Genomic DNA, 18,195 nt, shown 5'->3' with positions numbered 1-18,195 from the left:
AAAAGATATTCATACGTTCGCTTAGTCTTTTGTTTTGGTTGATGCTAAAAATGTTTTGCTATGTTTTACCATAAAATCAATCATTAAGAATTCATTTTTCGTCGTAAACAAGTCTTCAGAAGGCATTTGATCATCGCAGTAGTAAAGAAATGCACTTATTTGATCTTCAGGAATATTTAAGTTTTTAGTGAAAAAATCGTCTTTGTAGCGTGAGCGAATATCGTTGAAACTCGTTCGTTCGTATATGGCTTTTTCTTTTTCTCGTTTTTTACCTTTTCCAATAATTGAATTGAGGAGCAATCCAACAATTCCCAATATGTTAGCTCCTTGAAAATTTTCTTGAAGTAATGCTTCATTTCGCACTGCAGAATAGCGGTCATCCGCAAATTGGTAATCTTTATATTTAGCTATTTCCTCCTCTTGAAAGTCTAGAAATTTTTCTTTATTTTCTGGACTAATCACAGCTTCATCCAACTCTTCAACTTTTTCAGTAACCTCAACTACTAAACGATTATTGGCAATAATTTTATCTGTAACTGTAATTTCTTTAATGGTATATTGAACTGAAGAAAAAATAAGAATGTCTCCTGCTTTTGCTAAAATTTCATATTCTCCTTTGCTGTTGGTTGCCGTTCCTTTACTGGTTGTATTATTCACAATATTGACTCCAACAACATTTACTTGTCTGTAAATAACTTTTCCTCGCAAAATTTTTCGTTCTGCGTCTTGCGCCACTAACATTGTTGAAATTAAGAGACAAATTAAGAGTAATTTTTGCTTCATTTAGGTTAAATTTATTGGTTAATAGGTTCTTTTATAAAGATACGATAAAGAAATTAACTATTGTCCTTAAATAAATCCCAACATACATTAAACTTTTGTTAAAACCTTATTATGATTACTTTTACATTTTACAACACATTTAGCATGTATACTTTATGAAAAATATGATTATTGCCAGTACATCCACAGTACATGGAAGCGGATATTTAGCGTATATTCTTGATGAACTTGCTTCCTTATTTGCAGCTACAGAAGAGGTTTTATTTATTCCATATGCACGTCCCGGAGGAATTACACATGACGAATATACCGCCATCGCTGCAAAAGCATTTAAAACTATTGGAAAAACAGTTCGTGGTATGCATGAGTTTGAAAATCCAACAGCAGCAGTTGCCAACGCAAAAGGAATTTTTACAGGTGGTGGAAATACATTTTTACTGGTTTCACAATTGTACAAAACGGGAGTAATTGTTTCCCTGAGAGAAGCTATTTTTAATGGAACTCCGTATTTAGGAACAAGTGCTGGAAGCAATATTTGCGGACTCACCATGCAGACAACCAATGATATGCCAATTATATATCCGCCAAGTTTTAAAACCTTAGGAACCATTCCTTTTAATATCAATCCTCATTATTTAGATCCGATTGAAGGCGATACACATATGGGAGAAACACGTGAAACACGTATTAAAGAATTTCACAAGTTTAATACACTTCCTGTGGTTGGAATTAGAGAAGGAAGCTGGATTCGTGTGATGGATGAAAAAATTACTTTAGAAGGTTCACATACGGCGCGCATTTTTGAACACGATAAAACACCGTATGAGTTGGAAACTGGTTCTGAAATTAAATTTGATTGACTTAACATCAGTTCTACATAAGTAATTCAAATTAAAAATTAAGTCTTAAAATTCTCTGCTTAATAACACATTTTCCGCATCTTATTTTCATTTTCTTTGCTTTCCCAAAGAAAAGAAACAAAAGAAAGGGAACTTTTCCAGAGGTATTTTTAGTTTTTCTTTTTTGGAAAAACTAAAACCGCATGAATTTCCCTAAATTTTTTCCAAGGCTTCAAAAATTTTTAACGGAAAATTCCTGCTATACTTCGGAAAAGAAAAGTATCAAACTAAATTTTCACATCGAGCTCAAGTTAACCTAATACTGTACTTTCACAAACTTCTGCTTTTCTACGAAATTAGTTCAACTAACCATTTTGAGTTTGTCATACAGACTTCTTAAAATTGAGTTTCACAAAATAAAAAAAACCGATTCAAAAAGAATCGGCTTTAGTGTTGAGCGAAAGACCGGGTTCGAACCGGCGACATTCAGCTTGGAAGGCTGACGCTCTACCAACTGAGCTACTTTCGCAAGCGGATGCAAATATAGTTAAACAGAATTTTACTTTCCAAATATTTTTTTAGATTTTTTTCAGAAAATGATATCCGCGAGCTATAAATCCTTGATTATAATAGAACTTATGCGAAGGAAAATTTTCTATATAGGTATTTAACTCAATTGTGGTAACTCCTTTTTCCTTTCCGTAGGTTTCAATCCACTGAAATAATTGCGCACCAATTCCCTTACTTCGATAGCTTTCTTCAATGTAAACATGATCTGGCTCTAAACTTTTTCCACAATAATGACGCGTCATATGCCATAAACCAAAACAACCGATCATTTGATCGCCGTCATAAATGGCAAAAGCTTCGTAATTCTGCGCTAACATTTCAGAAAAACGTTCTTTTAATACATCCATCGGTACTTTTTGTGAATTCATGAGATCCAAATATGGCAAAATGATTTCTGCTTCTTCCGTATTGAGTAACTTAAAAGTAATTTGCATGCTGTACTTTTTATTCAAAATTAATTTATTTCTATAAAAAAAGACTCCAAAATAAGTGATACTTTTGAGTATTCTACTAAATTTTTGTGATTATGAAAAGTGATACTTCATTTACAATTAAAGAGATTACCGCCAAAAAAGCGTATGAGGTGCGACATCCTGTTTTGCGGGAAGGAAAACCTCTAGATTCGTCCCGTTTTGACGGAGATGATTTGCCAACCACCTTTCATCTTGGCTATTTTATAGACGAACAATTGGTTGGTGTTGTGAGTTTGTTGGAACGCGATCATGCAACTTTGAAGGTTGAAAAAGCGTTTCAATTACGCGGAATGGCAGTCTTGACTAGTTTTCAAAAAAGAGGAATTGGTGATGCATTGGTTACAAAAGCGGAAACGATGATTCAAGAACGTGGCGGAACATTTATGTGGATGAATGCACGTGAAATTGCCGTTCGGTTTTATGAAAAATTGGGATATGAAAAACATGGAGAGCCGTTTTCAATTCCCAAAATCGGATTGCATTTTGTGATGATAAAAACGTTTTCTTAAAAGATTAACGTCGTTTTAACGCTTCAAAAAAAGGAAATAAAGTACTTTGAAAATCATCAATCAAAAAACAGTATTTCTTATGAAAAAAATGCTACTCCTACTCGTTTTTATGAGTTCGCAAATATTTGCACAAAATCCTGAAACGATTACATTTAAGGAAGATTTTAATACGCCTGAAGTTTTTATACATCTCCCCGATTTTAAAAATATAAATGTACGCGATATGGCAATTTCGCCAACGAATGATGAAATTTTCTTTACGCTGGATGCGCCAAAAAATGCATTTCGAACACTGCTAACATCAAAAAAAGTAAACGGAAAATGGACTGCTTTTACAATTGCTGCATTCTCTGGAAAGTTTCATGATATTGAACCAGCATTCTCGCCCGACGGAAAACAATTATTTTTTGCATCTAAGCGTCCTGTCGGAAACGGAATAACTCCAAAAAAGGATTACGATTTATGGTATGTAACTCGTGTAAACGGCGAATGGAAAAATCCTGTGCGATTGCCTGAAACGATCAATTCTGACAAAAACGAATATTATCCGTCTATTGCAACTAATGGTACTATTTATTTTACCGCCGAACGTGAAGACGCAAAAGGAAAAGAAGATATTTACAAAAGTGAGCTGAAAGACGGAAATTATCAAACATCTACGAGTTTAGATGTTGTAAATACAAAAACCTATGAATACAACGCATATGTAAGTCCAGATGAATCGTTTCTTATTTTTGGTTCGTATGGACGAAAAGGAAGTTTAGGACGTGGCGATTTGTACATTAGTTTTCGTAAAAATGGAGTTTGGCAAGAAGCTGTTTCTTTAGGAAACTTAGTCAATTCGGATCAAATAGATTATTGTCCGTTTGTGTCTTTTGACAAGAAATATTTCTTCTACACGAGTGAAAAAAGCACAATTCAGACCAGCTATACCAATTTAAATTTTAAAAAATTAAAAGAAGTTATGAACGAAGGAAGCAATGGAACTTCAAAAATTTATTATCTTCCGTTTGATAACTTATTAAAATCAATTCAACTTGAATAGATCAAATTTCATGAAGCTTCTCGGACTGGGAACTATTGCATTGCACAGTGCACCAAGTATGGCTTTTAACGTACAAAATTCTAAAAAATTAGAACTCATCGGAAAAGGAAATCCAGCCGTTTTTGGTAACGGATTTTCATTGCGAAAAGAAGCCTATGATGCATTTGTACGAATGCGCGAAGCAGCGGCAAAAGACGGAATTTCCATTCATGTGGTTTCTAGTTATCGCAATTATGCGCATCAAAATCGTATTTGGGAACGCAAGTATACACGTTTTACCAAACAAGGTTTATCGCCTATAAATGCTATTAAAAAAATTATAGAATATTCTACAATTCCAGGAACTTCCAGACATCATTGGGCAACCGATATTGATATTATTGACAAGAATGCTTCGTACAGTGGCGATGTATTGGTTCCGAAAAAATTTCACGGCGACGGACCATTTTGCAAACTTCGCGAATGGTTAGAAAACAATGCAAATTCGTTTGGTTTTTACATCGTATATACAGACAAAGCTGGTCGTAAAGGTTTTAAATACGAACCTTGGCATTATAGTTATGCGCCCATTTCAAAACCGATGTTACAGGAATATAAAAATCTGAATATCAAAGAGATGCTTCAAGCTGAAAAATTACTAGGAAGTGAGCATTTTGACGAACATTTTATCAATTCGTATATAAAAGAGAATATTTTAGATATCAATCCTGAGCTTTTAGGCTAACTTTTGTACTTTTATACAACACCAATTTTTAACAATCATGAGAGGAAATAAGTTCAAAATTCGTCTGCTGATCGGAGTCGCTATTGTAGCGTTTGCTTACTTTAAAAAATGCTCTAATCAAGAAGAAAACCAATATACAGGACGTACACAAACGATTAGTATGTCTACCGAAGACGAAGTTGCTTTGGGTTTTGCCAATAGAGATGCCATGGCACAACAACATGGTGGTTTGTATCCAGATCCTGGCGCGCAAGCACGTGTAGATTTTATTGGCGAAAAGTTGGTAAACATGAGTATGGCGAAAGAATCAGATTATCGATTTGAATTTCATTTGCTTGCCGACAACAGAGCTATCAATGCGTTTGCCTTACCTGGCGGACAAATTTTTATCACAAATGCTTTGTATAGTAAATTGGATGATGATCAGTTGGCTGGTGTTTTGGGGCATGAAATTGGACATGTGCTAGGACGACATTCTGCCGAACGTATTGCTGAAAGTGATTTTTGGAAAACCGTTTCTACTGGCGCTTCTGTCGGTGCCGATATGGGCGGAATGGTGAATGGAATTGGACAACAAACTTTGCTAAAAAATGGACGTGATGACGAATTGGAAAGTGATGAATTGGGCGTCGTTTTAATGTTATACGCTGGTTACGAACCTGAAGCCATGATTGAAGTCATGAAGATTTTGAAAGCTGCGGCTGGACCCAATAGAACTCCAGAATTTCAAAGTACACATCCCGATCCTGAGAATAGAATACAACGTATTAAAGATGCTATTGAAAAATATCGTCAGTAGGTTTTTGGGTGTTGGGTCTTGGGTGTTGGTAAATTAGTTATTATTTTTAATTAAAGTGTAAGCTACTAAACTCATACACTCAAAAACTACATCACTATTCAATGTTTAAAGTTCAAAGTTATTTCTAGATACTTCATAATTCTGAATTCTACATTTGGGTGTTGGGTTTTGGGTCTTGGGTGTTGGGTCTTTGGTAAATTAATTATTATTGTTAATTGAAGTGTAAGCTACTAAACTCATACACTCAAAAACTATATCACTATTCAAGTATTTGGTAATTTTTCATTCTTAAAAACACTACTGTAATTGATGGTAAAACAGTACTGTTCAATTTATTTTAATATTTATCTTTCTTATTTAAATAACTTAAAATAATAATCATGAAAAAAAAGACCACTCATTTACGATTGAACAAAAAGGAAATTAGCCAGTTAAACCAACGTGTTATTTCTGGTGGAAGACCACAGTTTACAAATCGATGTCCTGTAGAAACAATCAATATTACACTATGCTATGGTGCCAATGTTTGTCAAAAATGGCCACCACAGAATTAAAATAATATAGCAAATAAAAAGAAGCTGTCTGAAAAGCTTGTAAAACCGTCATTTTAGACTTGATCCAGCATCTCATAGCGCTACTATTTAACTGCTATGAGAAACCGAATCAGGTTTGACGAAATTGTTACTTTTTAGACAACTTCTTTACTTTTTAGGAAATCTTGCGTTTATTTTGATGCGTTCATTAATACTTTCTTTACTTCTTTTGCCTGAGCAGATTCTGCATAATCAATAGCAGACTGACCATTTTCGTCTTTTGGTGTAACTCGCGCTCCGTTTTCTAATAATAAAGAAGCAATTTTTACTCTATTGTAACGAGCTGCGTACATTAGTGGCGTTTTTCCGTTCGACTTTTTATTTACATTTTCTCCAAACTGAATCATTCGTTTTACGGTATCAAAATCGCCTTTTGCGATGGCCACACAAAAAGGACTTACCTTTACAATTTTGGTAACGGTTACTTTGTTGGTTGCAGTGTTGGTGTCGTTTTCTGTTGCATTAGCTGTAGTAAATGAAGCTCCTACTATAAGAGCGATCATAAAAATTGTTTTTCTCATAATGTTGTTGATTTTTAATTGATGATTGTTGATTTTGTAATTATTAATTACACTAAAGAGACGACAACCAATAAAAATTGTTGCAAGCATTTTCTTTTTATAACACATTCTTAACTATTTAGATCAAAATGTGTTAAAGCCTTCTTAAAAAGAGTGATTTCGTTACCTTTTTATATGTAATTTTTTAAGGATTGCTTAACATACTTTTTTTGATATTTTATAAGAAAAAACAACCTTTCATTATGAATTTCATAAACCTTGATAAAAAAGCATGGTTTTTTGAGTTTGGGTTGTTATTATGTAATGAAATACACTTATTTTAGTTTTTTAATAAAGAATAATCTCGAATGAATAAAAAAGTTATTTTAATGATTTTGGACGGATGGGGAAAATCGCCCAATCCTGAAGTTTCTGCCATTGCAAACGCACATGTTCCATTTATCAATAGTTTATATACAACATACCCAAATGCCAATTTACTAACCGATGGAATGAATGTCGGTTTGCCCGAAGGACAAATGGGAAACAGCGAAGTAGGACATATGAATTTAGGTGCCGGACGTATTGTGTATCAAGATTTAGCAAAAATCAACTTGGCGATTCAAAACGATACCTTAAAAGATGAAGCGGTCTTAAAAACTGCTTTCAAACATGCAAAGGCAAACAACAAAGCCGTGCATTTCTTAGGTTTGGTTTCTAATGGTGGCGTACATTCACACATCAATCATTTAGAAGGTTTAGTAAATATTGCAGACACATACGGATTGTTAGATGTATTTATTCATGCGTTTACAGACGGAAGAGATGTTGATCCAAAATCTGGAAAAGGTTTTATTGCTCAAACAGAAACATTTTGCAAAAACACCAATGCAAAAATAGCAACCATCACAGGACGTTATTATGCAATGGATAGAGACAAACGTTGGGAACGTGTACAACTTGCCTATGACGCGTTAGTTAACGGAAAAGGTACGTTGAGTATAAATGCTACAGAAAGTATACAACAAAGTTATGATGCGGATGTTACGGATGAATTCATCAAACCGATTATCATGACGGATGCTAACAATAATCCTGTTGGAAATATAAAAGAAGACGATGTCGTAATCTTTTTCAACTTTAGAACCGATCGTGGACGCGAATTAACGGAAGTATTGTCGCAGCAAGATTTTCCTGATTTTGGCATGAAACCACTTCCACTCTACTATGTGACACTCACAAATTATGACGCATCGTACAAAAATGTACACGTCGTTTTCAATAAAGAAAATATAAAAGATACGTTAGGCGAAGTGTTAGCCAAACATGGAAAAAAGCAAATTCGTATCGCGGAAACTGAAAAATATCCGCATGTTACCTTTTTCTTTAATGGCGGACAAGAAACACCTTTTGAGGGCGAAAAACGTTTGCTATGTCCATCTCCAAAAGTAGCTACCTACGATTTACAACCTGAAATGAGCGCGTATGATATTCGTGATGCCATCATTCCTGAATTGGAAACGGAAGAAGCTGATTTTGTTTGTTTAAATTTTGCCAATCCAGACATGGTTGGACACACTGGAGATTTTCAGGCAGCCGTAAAAGCCTGTGAAGTTGTAGACGAATGCAGCAAAGCAATCATTGAAGTTGCACAAAAACATGGTTATAGTACCATTGTTATTGCCGATCACGGAAACTGCGACACCATGATCAATCCTGATGGAAGTCCAAACACGGCACATACAACCAATCCAGTTCCGATCATTTTAGTTGATGAAGATATCAAAGCTATAAAAGATGGCGTTTTGGGCGATATTGCACCAACAGTTTTACAGATGATTGGCATTCCTCAACCTGAATTAATGACTCAAAAATCACTTATCTAATGAAAAAAATCATATACATTTTTATAGCACTTGCTTTTTTTGCGTGTAAAGACGAAAAGAAAACACCAACACCTGAACCTGTTCAAGAGGAAGTAACTGCAACTACGGAAGAAACCGAATCAGAAACGGAAGAGGAAGGAGAAAAATTGCCAATTTTGACAGGAGTTCAAATTCGTGAAACCATTGCAACTGCGCCATACGATGTCTGGTTTGGTCCTACATATGCCGTGTATTCTGCGGATAAAGAAACGCTTGACGCGATAAAACCCTTGACAAAAGATGTGAAAATCAAAATCTTTATGGGAACTTGGTGTGAAGACAGTCAGCGTGAAGTACCGCAATTTTACAAGATTACCGATGTACTTGAAATCAATGAAAGAGATATTGAATTGATCACAGTTGATGAAGAAAAAGAAACGCCCGAACATTTAGAAGACGGTTTCAACATTACCAACGTTCCAACGTTTATATTTCTAAAAGATGGCAAAGAATTGAATAGAATTGTAGAGTTTCCTGTGACTTCTTTAGAAAAAGATATGTTGAGCATTTTATCTGGAGAAGCATACAAGCACAGTTATGCTGAATAAGACGCGAATTCTTTGTAGCTTTGCAGTCCTAAATAGGAAGATGTAATAATTATGAAAGAGAGCTTATTAATAGCTGTAGATTTTGACGGAACCATCGTAGAAGACGCGTATCCTAAAATTGGAAAACCTCAACTATTTGCGTTTGAAACGTTGAAACGACTAGAAGAAGACGGACATCGTTTGATTTTATGGACTTATAGATCTGGAAAAAAATTAACGGAAGCTATTGATTTCTGTAAAGAAAACGGCATAGTTTTTTATGCTGTAAATAACAGTTATCCTGAAGAAATATTTGAAGGAAAAGTGAGCAGAAAAATCAACGCTGATTACTTTATTGATGATAGAAATATTGGTGGTTTTATTGGTTGGGGCAAAATTTATCAGCTACTTACCAAAGAAACACCGAACGTACAATTAAAAAAGAAAAAAGGATTGTTTTCCTTTCTTAAAAAATGATCATAGCAAAGACAACAGAAGAAATTGAATTAATGCGCGAAAGTGCCTTAGTCGTTTCCAAAACATTAGGAATGTTAGCCAGCGAAGTAAAACCTGGTGTTACAACCTTATATTTAGATAAATTAGCAGAAGAATTCATTCGTGAACAAGATGCTATCCCTGGGTTTTTAGGTTTGTATGACTTCCCAAATACTTTATGCATGAGTCCTAATGCACAAGTAGTTCATGGAATTCCGAACAATACGCCGCTAGTAGAAGGCGATATCATTTCCATAGATTGCGGAGCCATTAAGAACGATTTTTACGGAGATCATGCATATACATTTCCTGTCGGAGAAGTAACGCCCGAAGTCACCAAATTATTAACGGTTACCAAAGAATCGTTATATGTTGGAATTCGTGAATTGAAAGTTGGAAATCGTGTAGGCGATGTTGGTCATGCCATTCAGCAATACACAGAATCATTTGGTTATGGTGTCGTTCGTGAATTGGTTGGTCATGGATTGGGAAGAAAAATGCACGAAGATCCTGAAATGCCAAACTACGGTCGTCGCGGTCGCGGAAAGAAATTTATTGAAGGTATGGTGGTTGCTATTGAACCGATGATTAACATGGGAACGAAAAACATTAAACAACTCCGTGATGGCTGGACAATTTTAACTCGTGATGGGAAACCAAGCGCACATTTTGAACATGATGTTGCTATTGTAAACGGAAAACCAGAGTTATTATCTACATTTCAATATATTTATGATGCTTTAGGTATTGAAAGTGATGAAGAAGCAGAATTTAGACAATAAATTACTTCGAAACTTTCGTGAAAAACCTTTTTAAATATATACTCAATACCATTCCAAGACCACTTTTAATTAAGCTGAGTTATTGGATACGTCCTATGATTACTTTTGCTTTAAAAGGAAACAAATTTACGGATCCCATTGACGGAAAAAGTTTTAGAAAGTTTTTATCATATGGTTATGCCATCAATCGTGAAAATGCATTATCGCCGAGCACACTTTCGTTAGAACGCCATCGGTTGTTGTGGTTGTATTTGCAGAATGAAACTGATTTCTTTACCAAACCACAAAAAGTATTACACTTTGCGCCTGAACAAGCTTTTTATAAACGCTTTCGCAAACAAGAAAATTTAGACTATACGACTACAGATTTGTTTTCACCGTTGGCAGATGTAAAAGCGGATATTTGCAACTTGCCTTTTGCAGACAATTCATTTGATACTATTTTGTGCAATCATGTGTTGGAGCATATTCCAGATGACACCAAAGCCATGCAAGAATTGTATCGTGTGTTGAAACCTGGCGGCATGGCAATTCTTCAAATTCCACAAGATTTAGAACGTGACGTTACGTTTGAAGATGATACGATTACTGATAAAAAAGAACGTACTAAAATTTTTGGTCAGTACGATCATGTGCGTGTGTACGGTCGTGATTATTTTGACAAGCTAAGAAGCATCGGGTTTACAGTAAAAGAAGAAGATTACACGACAAAGTTCACTCCTGAAGAACTAGAAAAATACTGTTTGATGGAAGGCGAAATTATTCCTGTTTGTTTTAAATAAGTATTGAGTATTGAGTATTGAGTATTGAAAAATAAAATTTAAGTTATACATATTAAAAAGTCACTAAGTATAAAACGCTTAGTGACTTTTCATTATGATTTATGTTAAAAATGATGCCGTTTAACAATCAGGCAATCCAGCTCTAAATCCTTCAATTGTTATTGCACCTGAACCAAGTTGTTGCATGAGCAATAAACCAGCAGGTGTTTTTAAAAATTCGGCTCCTGTATTCATACACTTTACATCAGGATTAGGTGCGTATTGCCATATATACCAAGGTTGTCCAAGATAGGTATATTCATTTATAGGATTGTTTAAATTGTACTCCGCAAAGAAGTTAAAAATATCATATAATACATCAGGATTGGCTGTCAAATAATTATAATTTGTTGGCGACTGATTTTGCATTTCATATATCCATTCTATGAAAGAATCTAAAAAGGCTTGCTTGTGAATATGATCTTCTTCATAGGTTTGACTGTAAGGATTGGTAAGTGCATATCCTAATTGCGTTATATACACTTGACCGTAATAATTAATGATTTCATTTTTAAGCGAAGGGAAACCATTGACATAAAATATCATAAAAGGAAAAAGGTTGCCATTACTGGTAATGTAATACAAATCATTATAATCATTGGTAAGCGGAATGATTGCTCTAGGCGAACTCAACTCTATCCATTGTCCGTTACTATACACATACCACTCTGGAAACATTGCAGCTAATACTTCAATCGGCGCCGGTCCTGTTGATCCGCCAAAGAAACCACAATAAGAAGCTACTACACTCGGAGCGTTTCCGTTCCAATTATAATTACAAAGTACACTTTTTGGTGCTTTACTCGGTTTGTTAGAAGGTTTTGGAGAGTAATAACCATATTTTGCATTGTTGGTATTGTTTGTCAGCACACTTCCTTTGGAATCGAAATATATGAGTTGCTCTGCGCCTATCTGCAAGTGATTGTTCAAGTTTCCGTTCGCGTCAAAATTCAACGTTACATAGGTATGCAACTTTTGCTCTTCTTTCGTATTCTTACTTGGTATATTTACAGAGAAGATATACGATGTTGATCCATCAGTTTTGGTGCCAACCATTACATTATCTTCATTAATCACTAAATCATTTAGATTATGCTTGGCCATAAGTTTACCTGATTCGCTTGAAATAATTTCCTTAATCTGATTTACAGTGTTAGAAAATTGATTGGATAAAAGAGGATCATTAATTTCCGATAATGATGTGATGGATAGCTCTATTAATTTGGGTTCAACTGTTTCGGTAATTGCCTTGGCTTCAGCGATTTCAACATTTTCATCAAGATCGTTAGTACAGGAAAACATTGTGAGAAATAGTACTACTAGTATTGTAAAATTTGTTTTTTTCTTCAGTCGAAGTTTTTTGTGATTAAATTGTTTCTTTTTCATGGTTTTTAATTTTTCTTGAATGTACTTTTATTTGGCACTAATTCTTTACGAAAAACCTGATTAATTTTACTTTAAAACCTTAGTTAACAATTAATTAACAAACCGTTCCGCAAAAAAAAGAGAACCCACAATTGTAGATTCTCCTTTTGAATACTAAAGAAAGTTTGCACTTTCTTCCCCTTTTAAAAAATGTTTAAATGTTTTTTTTAGTCCATTACTTTAGAAAGTTTGATGGTTTCGCCACACATATCACTTTTGATTTTGAAAATGACATCTCCTTTTTTTCCTTTACTTGCCCAATGCACCGTTTTTCCAACTTTGCAAGAAATGCTTGTTTTACTTCCTTTGTTCAACGTTACGTAACCGCTTCCAGTGTAGATTGACACTTTGTTTTTGGTATCGTTTATAAGCGAAAAACTACTTCCGTAGATTGCTTCTGTATGTTCTACCGTTTGTAACGCATCTAGCTGTATTTCTGCAAAAGAACACATGGCAACTAAACTTAGTAGTGTGATGGTAATTTTCATATAAATGATTGTTTGGATTATTTTTGTTTTAAAAACAATCGAACTGTATGGATGTACAATCCGATTGTTTGGCATTCGTAATTATTGGCTTGGGTATAATTATTTTTTTAAAGTTTTAAAAAACCCTGCAAGCATTTGCGCAACTCGCAGGATTTACACAATAATATAAACTATAAATTATTGCTTTATAAAACGTTTGGTAATTTGTGCTCCTTCTACAGAAGTAAGTTTCATTACATACATTCCTTCCGAAAGTTGAGAAACATTGATTTCTGTAGTATTGGCTTGCACTACTTTTTTTCCTAATAGATTGAAGATTTCAACCTTTGTTATCATTGTATTGGTTTGAATGTTTAAGATATTTGACGCTGGATTCGGATAGATTTTCACATCAGTATCCAAAAGTTCAACATCGTTGATGCTTAGTGTTGCAAAATTAAATGTGCTCATTCCTGAAACTGCTAATGCGTTTGGATCTACAACATTGGTATATTGCGCTGATCCATCGTCTACCATATCTGCTTGCATAAACGATTTTAAAGGTGTGACCGAATTGGCAAGAGCTGAGTTGTTTTCTAAAATTTTCAACTCGCCATTGACAGGATTTCCATTGACAACAAAGGTGTATAAATCAGTGTTTGTACCCGCAGATGGAGCTGTTAATGTTGCTGGACTTCCTAGCGTTTCTGTAATTAAATATCCATCAATAGTTGGCATAGATACGTTGTTACCATCAAAAAATGTAGCACTTGCAGCACCTCCTAGAGATGACGAAGTGGTAATGGTGACTCCATCTGGAAGAATGATGGTAAATCCGTAGCTCTGTACCGAAGTCGCGAAATTATTAGCGCTGGCATTCGGAACGGCTTGCACCGTAAAACTGTATCCATTATTGTGTTGCAACGTATATGTATATCCATCTTGAGCATTTGCCGTATTTGAGAACAACGCAAATAGCAATGTAAAGACTAAAATTAAAGTGATTTTTTTCATAATGTACTTGTGAATCTGTTAATTAGTTTTCTGGTAATTGTTCTTGAATTTGATACGTGCTGAAGTTTAAAAAATTCCCTGGATGCGCTAATACATTTTGTAGAATGAAAGGTGTATCAGGCGTAGTTCCTGTGTATTGTGTGTTTCCATCCATGTTTACATCAAAAGCATTGTAGCCAGTGAGCACATAGGTTGGGAAATTCAAGAAATTGCCTGAATCGTTCAATACTGCCGACAACAGATTTGGCGTATCAGGTGTAGTTCCAGAATATTGTACTATAATGTCTCCGTTTACATTTCCAGACCACATTCCAACCAAACCGCTTGGCATTCCAAAAGTAGTTTGTGCATCTGTTCCATAAGTGATTTGATTGTTTGCATCTGTGAAATCTACAATTGTAGCTGTACTATTCAAACTGAAAGTTGTATTTGTCATAATCCCCAAGTGATTTCTATGCTTAACAGCTATGTAATAATTACCAATAGTTTTGTTGAAAACTAATGAAGACATTCCATCTATTCCAACTACATCACCATCACGCTGTAGCAATGCCGATTGTGCATCTATAATCGTAGTATTCGTGGTTGCATCTCTTAGTTCTACCCATACCCAATCTACAATGGCATTATTTCCTGTGACTGCAAAAACAGTAGCATTACAAGATACGCCATCTGCATAAGGCGATAGTATTGGCAAGCTATTTCCAACTCTTAAATTGTCGGTCATATTACCACCACTAGCATTTAACATTGCGCCTTGTAGGTATATTTTTGGACTGAGAACTATATTTAAGTTTACATCATATTCAAATGCACCCATATCTACCGTAGTATCTACTGTACGAGCATTTCCATTTAAATCTTCAACTATAGTAACTGGTAAAGAAGCATTGTCTCCTGCATTTATAGCTGGCGAACTTGCTTGCAATGTATAGTCATTTGTTGAAGCATTGGTAAATAATGGATCACTATTAGCGCCTCCTATCATTCCAAGTTCCACAATACTATTGTTGACTACGGAAAATGAGGTTGTAATTGCGATAGGAAAACCAGTGCCAGCTCCATTTCCATAGATAATACTATTTTTAATGGTACTATTAGAAGCCTGAACCATTGTTATAACGTTGTCATTAACTCCAACATTATTAGCCAATGTTGAGTTGATCATTTCAAATTCTAAAGCAGTAGCATTTCCGCCAGTGCTAGCACCTAAATACAAACAAGATGAATTGTTTGCAGAAGTGTTATTGTAAAATAAACTATTTACAACAGATCCTTTTCCATACAGATTAAACTGTTGCGCTCCCGAAAAGAACATTGCAGCCAAGTCCTGAGAATAATTTCCTCTAATAATACACGATTCAAAATCCACGTCATGCGTTAAGTTTGATACTCCACAAGGTGTAAAAGATGCGTATACAGCAACACTAATACCTGAATTGTTTTCAAGTATACAGTTTTTAAATTGAGCTGCTAAGCTACTTCCTGAAACATAAGGATTTACATAAATTGCTCCACCTCTTAAGTCATAAGATTGATCTATTGCTGGAGTTGAACAACTATTATTTGCAACACCGTTTGCATTTCCACTTGTTATTGTGAAACCATCAACTACTATATTTTGAACATCACCTCTGATGGAAACCACATGATATGAATTATCTTGCCTTGTTGCTTCAGTATCGAGAATACTAGCATTATCATCTCCATTTAAATCACCAGATAGTATTGTAATATTCGTTTTCGGATTTCTTTCTGTGATGGTTGTCTCTGTTCCGTTAAATCCGCCATAAATTTTTGTATTGCCTAAAATCGAGAAGGTTGCTTTTCTTGTATTCGTATCAGTCGTACTTGGTATATACGTGCCATCTGCTACCCATATAGGTCTTAAATTATTTGCTAAAGGAAGTGCATCTTCTAGTTTTGTAAAAGCATTTGCCCACGAAGAGCCGTCATTGGTTCCTGACGCATCCTTATCCACATACAATGTCGGATCTACCGTTGTAAAGGTATAAGAAGCAGCACCTACACCTTGAGATGCAACACAGGAAGCAACTATGCTGATATCATAGGTAGTATTAGGCGTTAATCCTGAAATTGTAAACGGATTACCAACACTGTAGACTACTGTTCCAGAAGAAATTGGTTGTCCTGATGCTACATACACAATGTCCCAAACAGATTCATCTCCGCCAGCTGTCCAACTAAGGTCTATTGAAGTAAAGGTAATATTTGTTCCGATAATATTTGATGGTGTTCCACTACAATCTAAATTTCCATATTCAAAAGCTCCCATATCAACGGTCGTGTTCACATAACGATTTCTACCATTTAAATCGTTGATAATAGTACTAGGAATGTAACTGTTGTCTCCTGTATCTATAGCTGGAGATCCAGTTTGCAAAATAATTTGATTTTCTGTTAAGTTGGCAAATAGAGGATCTACATCTGTGGCACTTTGCTGTCCGCCTTCTACTATACTATTTGATACTGTAGAACCAGATGCTGTAATTGTAAATGGTGTTGTACTTCCGTTGTTATAGATAATAGAATTTCTTATTCTACTGTTTGAAGCCTGAGCCATTTCAACAACACTTCCAGAAAGACCTGTATTATTAGCAAAAGTTGAATTGATAACACTAACATTCATTCCTCCTGTGTTTCCGCCATTCGCTGTACTGGCTATTAGCGACAAACACGATGAACCATTTACAGATGTATTGTTATAAAATAAGCTGTTCGTTATGGTTCCATAAGCATTATATCCTTGACCTGTAGATCCTTGGTATTGAAACGCAGAGGAGTTTAAAGAATAATTGTTTTTAATTACACAATTTGTAAAATTCCCAGTAAAATCTCTGTTAAAAGTTGCTGCGTTTATAGGTCCAAAACCTGCAAAAACGCTATTGTTTGTTGCTGAATTTTTTTCCAAAATACAATTTTGAACTGTTGCTGTAACATTTTCCCCTGTGACAACTGGGTTTAAATAAATGGCAGCTCCTCTTGAATCTGAAAATTGTGTAATTACAGATCCCCAAGTTACGGTACCTCCGTTAGCATTTCCGCCAGAAATTGTAAATCCATCAATTAACACATCACTAATAGCTCTTCTCATGCTCAATACATGGTATGCGTTATCTTGACGTGTAGCCTCAGCATCGGTTATTGTATCATTATCATCTCCGTTTAAATCTCCACTAAGTATCGTTCTATTGTTGACTACATCTCTTTCAGAAACAGTCGTTTCAGTTCCACTGAATCCTCCATAAAGTTTTGTACCTGTTCGTACATTAAAAGTTGCCTTTCTAGAATTCGAATTTGTAGTCGTTGGAATATACACACCTTGTGCTACCCAAACTTGATCATTTCCAGTAGCAATTGCCAAAGCATCTTCCAACTTTACGAAGGCATTATTCCAAGTTGTCCCGTCATTTGTTCCTGAAGCAGCATGATTAACATGAATAATACTTCCGCTCAATGTGGTAAAGTTGGTGGCTAAAGTCCAAGCTGATGTAGTTCCATTACAGTTTCCTTGCACATACACATCGTAAGATGTATTAGCGTTTAAACCAGTTATCGTTTGCGTATTTCCTGGAATGTTAGTGATACTTGTTCCTAAGGAAAAGGGAAACCCAAATTGTACATATCGTACCGTTGTATCTGTTGAAGAAGATGTCCATGATACCTCGGCCGAGTTTGGAGCAATGTTGTACACAGCAACATTTTCTGGCAAGCAAGTAAACCTGCGCTCTACTTCTGAACTTATAGTTGACGTACTTGCGTAAGTAGTTAAACTTACAAAGAGTAGTATTAAAAATACTTTTGTCTTCATTATAATATAATTTATAGTTTATGAAGGCAAAAGTATCTGACATGCTATATGTATTTCTGATGATCTTCTGAA

General features: G+C 35.1%; 18 protein-coding genes and 1 tRNA gene. 11 read left to right on the top strand and 8 right to left on the bottom strand.

Annotated features, from left to right (window positions below):
• Nucleotides 1-21 precede the first annotated feature (21 nt).
• Nucleotides 22-783 (bottom strand): carboxypeptidase-like regulatory domain-containing protein, encoded by a 762-nt coding sequence (locus AA089_RS12450; RefSeq protein WP_046757286.1) that lies wholly within the window; start codon nt 781-783, stop codon nt 22-24.
• A gap of 155 nt (nt 784-938) precedes the next feature.
• Between AA089_RS12450 and pepE the strand changes: the two genes are divergently transcribed.
• Nucleotides 939-1,643, top strand: coding sequence for a dipeptidase PepE (pepE, locus tag AA089_RS12445; RefSeq protein ID WP_046757285.1), 705 nt, complete (start codon nt 939-941; stop codon nt 1,641-1,643).
• Nucleotides 1,644-2,078: 435 nt separating this feature from the next.
• Here the strand turns inward: pepE and AA089_RS12440 are convergent.
• Together AA089_RS12440 and AA089_RS12435 are read right to left on the bottom strand one after the other, a co-directional pair.
• Nucleotides 2,079-2,151 (bottom strand) — tRNA-Gly (locus AA089_RS12440).
• A 49-nt stretch (nt 2,152-2,200) separates the two neighbouring features.
• A complete protein-coding gene (locus AA089_RS12435) occupies nt 2,201-2,626 on the bottom strand; it encodes a GNAT family N-acetyltransferase (RefSeq protein WP_046757284.1) in 426 nt (141 codons plus the stop codon).
• A 92-nt stretch (nt 2,627-2,718) separates the two neighbouring features.
• On the opposite strand from AA089_RS12435, the gene AA089_RS12430 reads away from it, so the two are divergent.
• The 5 genes from AA089_RS12430 (at nt 2,719) to AA089_RS24750 (ending at nt 6,296) form a co-directional block, all read left to right on the top strand.
• Nucleotides 2,719-3,174, top strand: coding sequence for a GNAT family N-acetyltransferase (locus tag AA089_RS12430; RefSeq protein ID WP_046757283.1), 456 nt, complete (start codon nt 2,719-2,721; stop codon nt 3,172-3,174).
• A gap of 79 nt (nt 3,175-3,253) precedes the next feature.
• Nucleotides 3,254-4,219: a TolB family protein gene (locus AA089_RS12425; RefSeq protein WP_046757282.1), complete on the top strand. Its 966-nt coding sequence runs from the start codon at nt 3,254-3,256 to the stop codon at nt 4,217-4,219.
• Nucleotides 4,212-4,943 carry a M15 family metallopeptidase gene (locus AA089_RS12420; RefSeq protein ID WP_046757281.1) on the top strand — a complete coding sequence of 244 codons (732 nt, stop codon included), beginning with the start codon at nt 4,212-4,214 and terminating at the stop codon, nt 4,941-4,943. Before AA089_RS12425 ends, AA089_RS12420 begins: the two co-directional genes overlap by 8 nt.
• A 37-nt stretch (nt 4,944-4,980) precedes the next feature.
• A complete protein-coding gene (locus tag AA089_RS12415) occupies nt 4,981-5,742 on the top strand; it encodes a M48 family metalloprotease (protein ID WP_046757280.1) in 762 nt (253 codons plus the stop codon).
• Nucleotides 5,743-6,122: 380 nt separating this feature from the next.
• Nucleotides 6,123-6,296, top strand: a complete 174-nt coding sequence (locus tag AA089_RS24750) for a hypothetical protein (protein ID WP_156168993.1) — start codon at nt 6,123-6,125, stop codon at nt 6,294-6,296.
• A gap of 170 nt (nt 6,297-6,466) precedes the next feature.
• On the opposite strand, the gene AA089_RS12410 is transcribed toward AA089_RS24750, so the two are convergent.
• A complete protein-coding gene (locus AA089_RS12410) occupies nt 6,467-6,838 on the bottom strand; it encodes an ankyrin repeat domain-containing protein (protein WP_162200440.1) in 372 nt (123 codons plus the stop codon).
• A 365-nt stretch (nt 6,839-7,203) separates the two neighbouring features.
• Between AA089_RS12410 and gpmI the strand changes: the two genes are divergently transcribed.
• From gpmI to AA089_RS12385, 5 genes are read left to right on the top strand one after another with little or no spacing between them, the layout of a single operon-like run.
• The gene (gpmI, locus tag AA089_RS12405) at nt 7,204-8,721 is read left to right on the top strand and encodes a 2,3-bisphosphoglycerate-independent phosphoglycerate mutase (RefSeq protein ID WP_046757279.1); all 1,518 of its coding nucleotides are present in this window, start codon (nt 7,204-7,206) and stop codon (nt 8,719-8,721) included.
• Nucleotides 8,721-9,308: a thioredoxin family protein gene (locus AA089_RS12400; protein ID WP_046757278.1), complete on the top strand. Its 588-nt coding sequence runs from the start codon at nt 8,721-8,723 to the stop codon at nt 9,306-9,308. The genes gpmI and AA089_RS12400 overlap by 1 nt, the downstream gene beginning before the upstream one ends.
• 51 nt (nt 9,309-9,359) lie before the next feature.
• A complete protein-coding gene (locus AA089_RS12395; RefSeq protein WP_046757277.1) occupies nt 9,360-9,764 on the top strand; it encodes a BT0820 family HAD-type phosphatase in 405 nt (134 codons plus the stop codon).
• Nucleotides 9,761-10,564 carry a type I methionyl aminopeptidase gene (gene map / locus AA089_RS12390; RefSeq protein ID WP_046757276.1) on the top strand — a complete coding sequence of 268 codons (804 nt, stop codon included), beginning with the start codon at nt 9,761-9,763 and terminating at the stop codon, nt 10,562-10,564. The genes AA089_RS12395 and map overlap by 4 nt, the downstream gene beginning before the upstream one ends.
• 17 nt (nt 10,565-10,581) lie before the next feature.
• Nucleotides 10,582-11,346, top strand: a complete 765-nt coding sequence (locus tag AA089_RS12385; RefSeq protein WP_046757275.1) for a class I SAM-dependent methyltransferase — start codon at nt 10,582-10,584, stop codon at nt 11,344-11,346.
• Between the two features lie 120 nt (nt 11,347-11,466).
• Here the strand turns inward: AA089_RS12385 and AA089_RS12380 are convergent, their stop codons facing one another.
• The 4 genes from AA089_RS12380 to AA089_RS23680 all read right to left on the bottom strand — a co-directional run bounded on the left by AA089_RS12380 (nt 11,467) and on the right by AA089_RS23680 (nt 18,123).
• Nucleotides 11,467-12,771: a hypothetical protein gene (locus AA089_RS12380; RefSeq protein ID WP_046757274.1), complete on the bottom strand. Its 1,305-nt coding sequence runs from the start codon at nt 12,769-12,771 to the stop codon at nt 11,467-11,469.
• A 206-nt stretch (nt 12,772-12,977) separates the two neighbouring features.
• On the bottom strand, nt 12,978-13,298 hold the full coding sequence (locus tag AA089_RS12375) for a hypothetical protein (protein ID WP_156168992.1): 321 nt from the start codon (nt 13,296-13,298) through the stop codon (nt 12,978-12,980).
• 177 nt (nt 13,299-13,475) lie between these two features.
• Nucleotides 13,476-14,291, bottom strand: coding sequence for a T9SS type A sorting domain-containing protein (locus AA089_RS12370; RefSeq protein WP_046757272.1), 816 nt, complete (start codon nt 14,289-14,291; stop codon nt 13,476-13,478).
• Nucleotides 14,292-14,313: 22 nt separating this feature from the next.
• The gene (locus AA089_RS23680) at nt 14,314-18,123 is read right to left on the bottom strand and encodes a beta strand repeat-containing protein (protein WP_053002358.1); all 3,810 of its coding nucleotides are present in this window, start codon (nt 18,121-18,123) and stop codon (nt 14,314-14,316) included.
• Nucleotides 18,124-18,195: the final 72 nt, after the last annotated feature.

The organism is Kordia jejudonensis, assembly GCF_001005315.1.
Classification (GTDB): Bacteria; Bacteroidota; Bacteroidia; order Flavobacteriales; family Flavobacteriaceae; genus Kordia; species Kordia jejudonensis.
Note: the sequence above shows the minus strand (reverse complement) of the source record. Positions and strands in the feature narration are given on the sequence as shown.

Excerpts from the sequence above, each read along its gene's own strand:
- AA089_RS12450 (WP_046757286.1), bottom strand. The coding sequence starts at position 783 with ATGAAGCAAAAATTACTCTTAATTTGTCTCTTAATTTCAACAATGTTA.
- pepE (WP_046757285.1), top strand. The coding sequence starts at position 939 with ATGAAAAATATGATTATTGCCAGTACATCCACAGTACATGGAAGCGGA.
- AA089_RS12435 (WP_046757284.1), bottom strand. The coding sequence starts at position 2,626 with ATGCAAATTACTTTTAAGTTACTCAATACGGAAGAAGCAGAAATCATT.
- AA089_RS12430 (WP_046757283.1), top strand. The coding sequence starts at position 2,719 with ATGAAAAGTGATACTTCATTTACAATTAAAGAGATTACCGCCAAAAAA.
- AA089_RS12425 (WP_046757282.1), top strand. The coding sequence starts at position 3,254 with ATGAAAAAAATGCTACTCCTACTCGTTTTTATGAGTTCGCAAATATTT.
- AA089_RS12415 (WP_046757280.1), top strand. The coding sequence starts at position 4,981 with ATGAGAGGAAATAAGTTCAAAATTCGTCTGCTGATCGGAGTCGCTATT.
- AA089_RS24750 (WP_156168993.1), top strand. The coding sequence starts at position 6,123 with ATGAAAAAAAAGACCACTCATTTACGATTGAACAAAAAGGAAATTAGC.
- AA089_RS12410 (WP_162200440.1), bottom strand. The coding sequence starts at position 6,838 with ATGATCGCTCTTATAGTAGGAGCTTCATTTACTACAGCTAATGCAACA.
- gpmI (WP_046757279.1), top strand. The coding sequence starts at position 7,204 with ATGAATAAAAAAGTTATTTTAATGATTTTGGACGGATGGGGAAAATCG.
- AA089_RS12400 (WP_046757278.1), top strand. The coding sequence starts at position 8,721 with ATGAAAAAAATCATATACATTTTTATAGCACTTGCTTTTTTTGCGTGT.
- AA089_RS12395 (WP_046757277.1), top strand. The coding sequence starts at position 9,360 with ATGAAAGAGAGCTTATTAATAGCTGTAGATTTTGACGGAACCATCGTA.
- map (WP_046757276.1), top strand. The coding sequence starts at position 9,761 with ATGATCATAGCAAAGACAACAGAAGAAATTGAATTAATGCGCGAAAGT.
- AA089_RS12380 (WP_046757274.1), bottom strand. The coding sequence starts at position 12,771 with ATGAAAAAGAAACAATTTAATCACAAAAAACTTCGACTGAAGAAAAAA.
- AA089_RS12375 (WP_156168992.1), bottom strand. The coding sequence starts at position 13,298 with ATGAAAATTACCATCACACTACTAAGTTTAGTTGCCATGTGTTCTTTT.
- AA089_RS12370 (WP_046757272.1), bottom strand. The coding sequence starts at position 14,291 with ATGAAAAAAATCACTTTAATTTTAGTCTTTACATTGCTATTTGCGTTG.
- AA089_RS23680 (WP_053002358.1), bottom strand. The coding sequence starts at position 18,123 with ATGAAGACAAAAGTATTTTTAATACTACTCTTTGTAAGTTTAACTACT.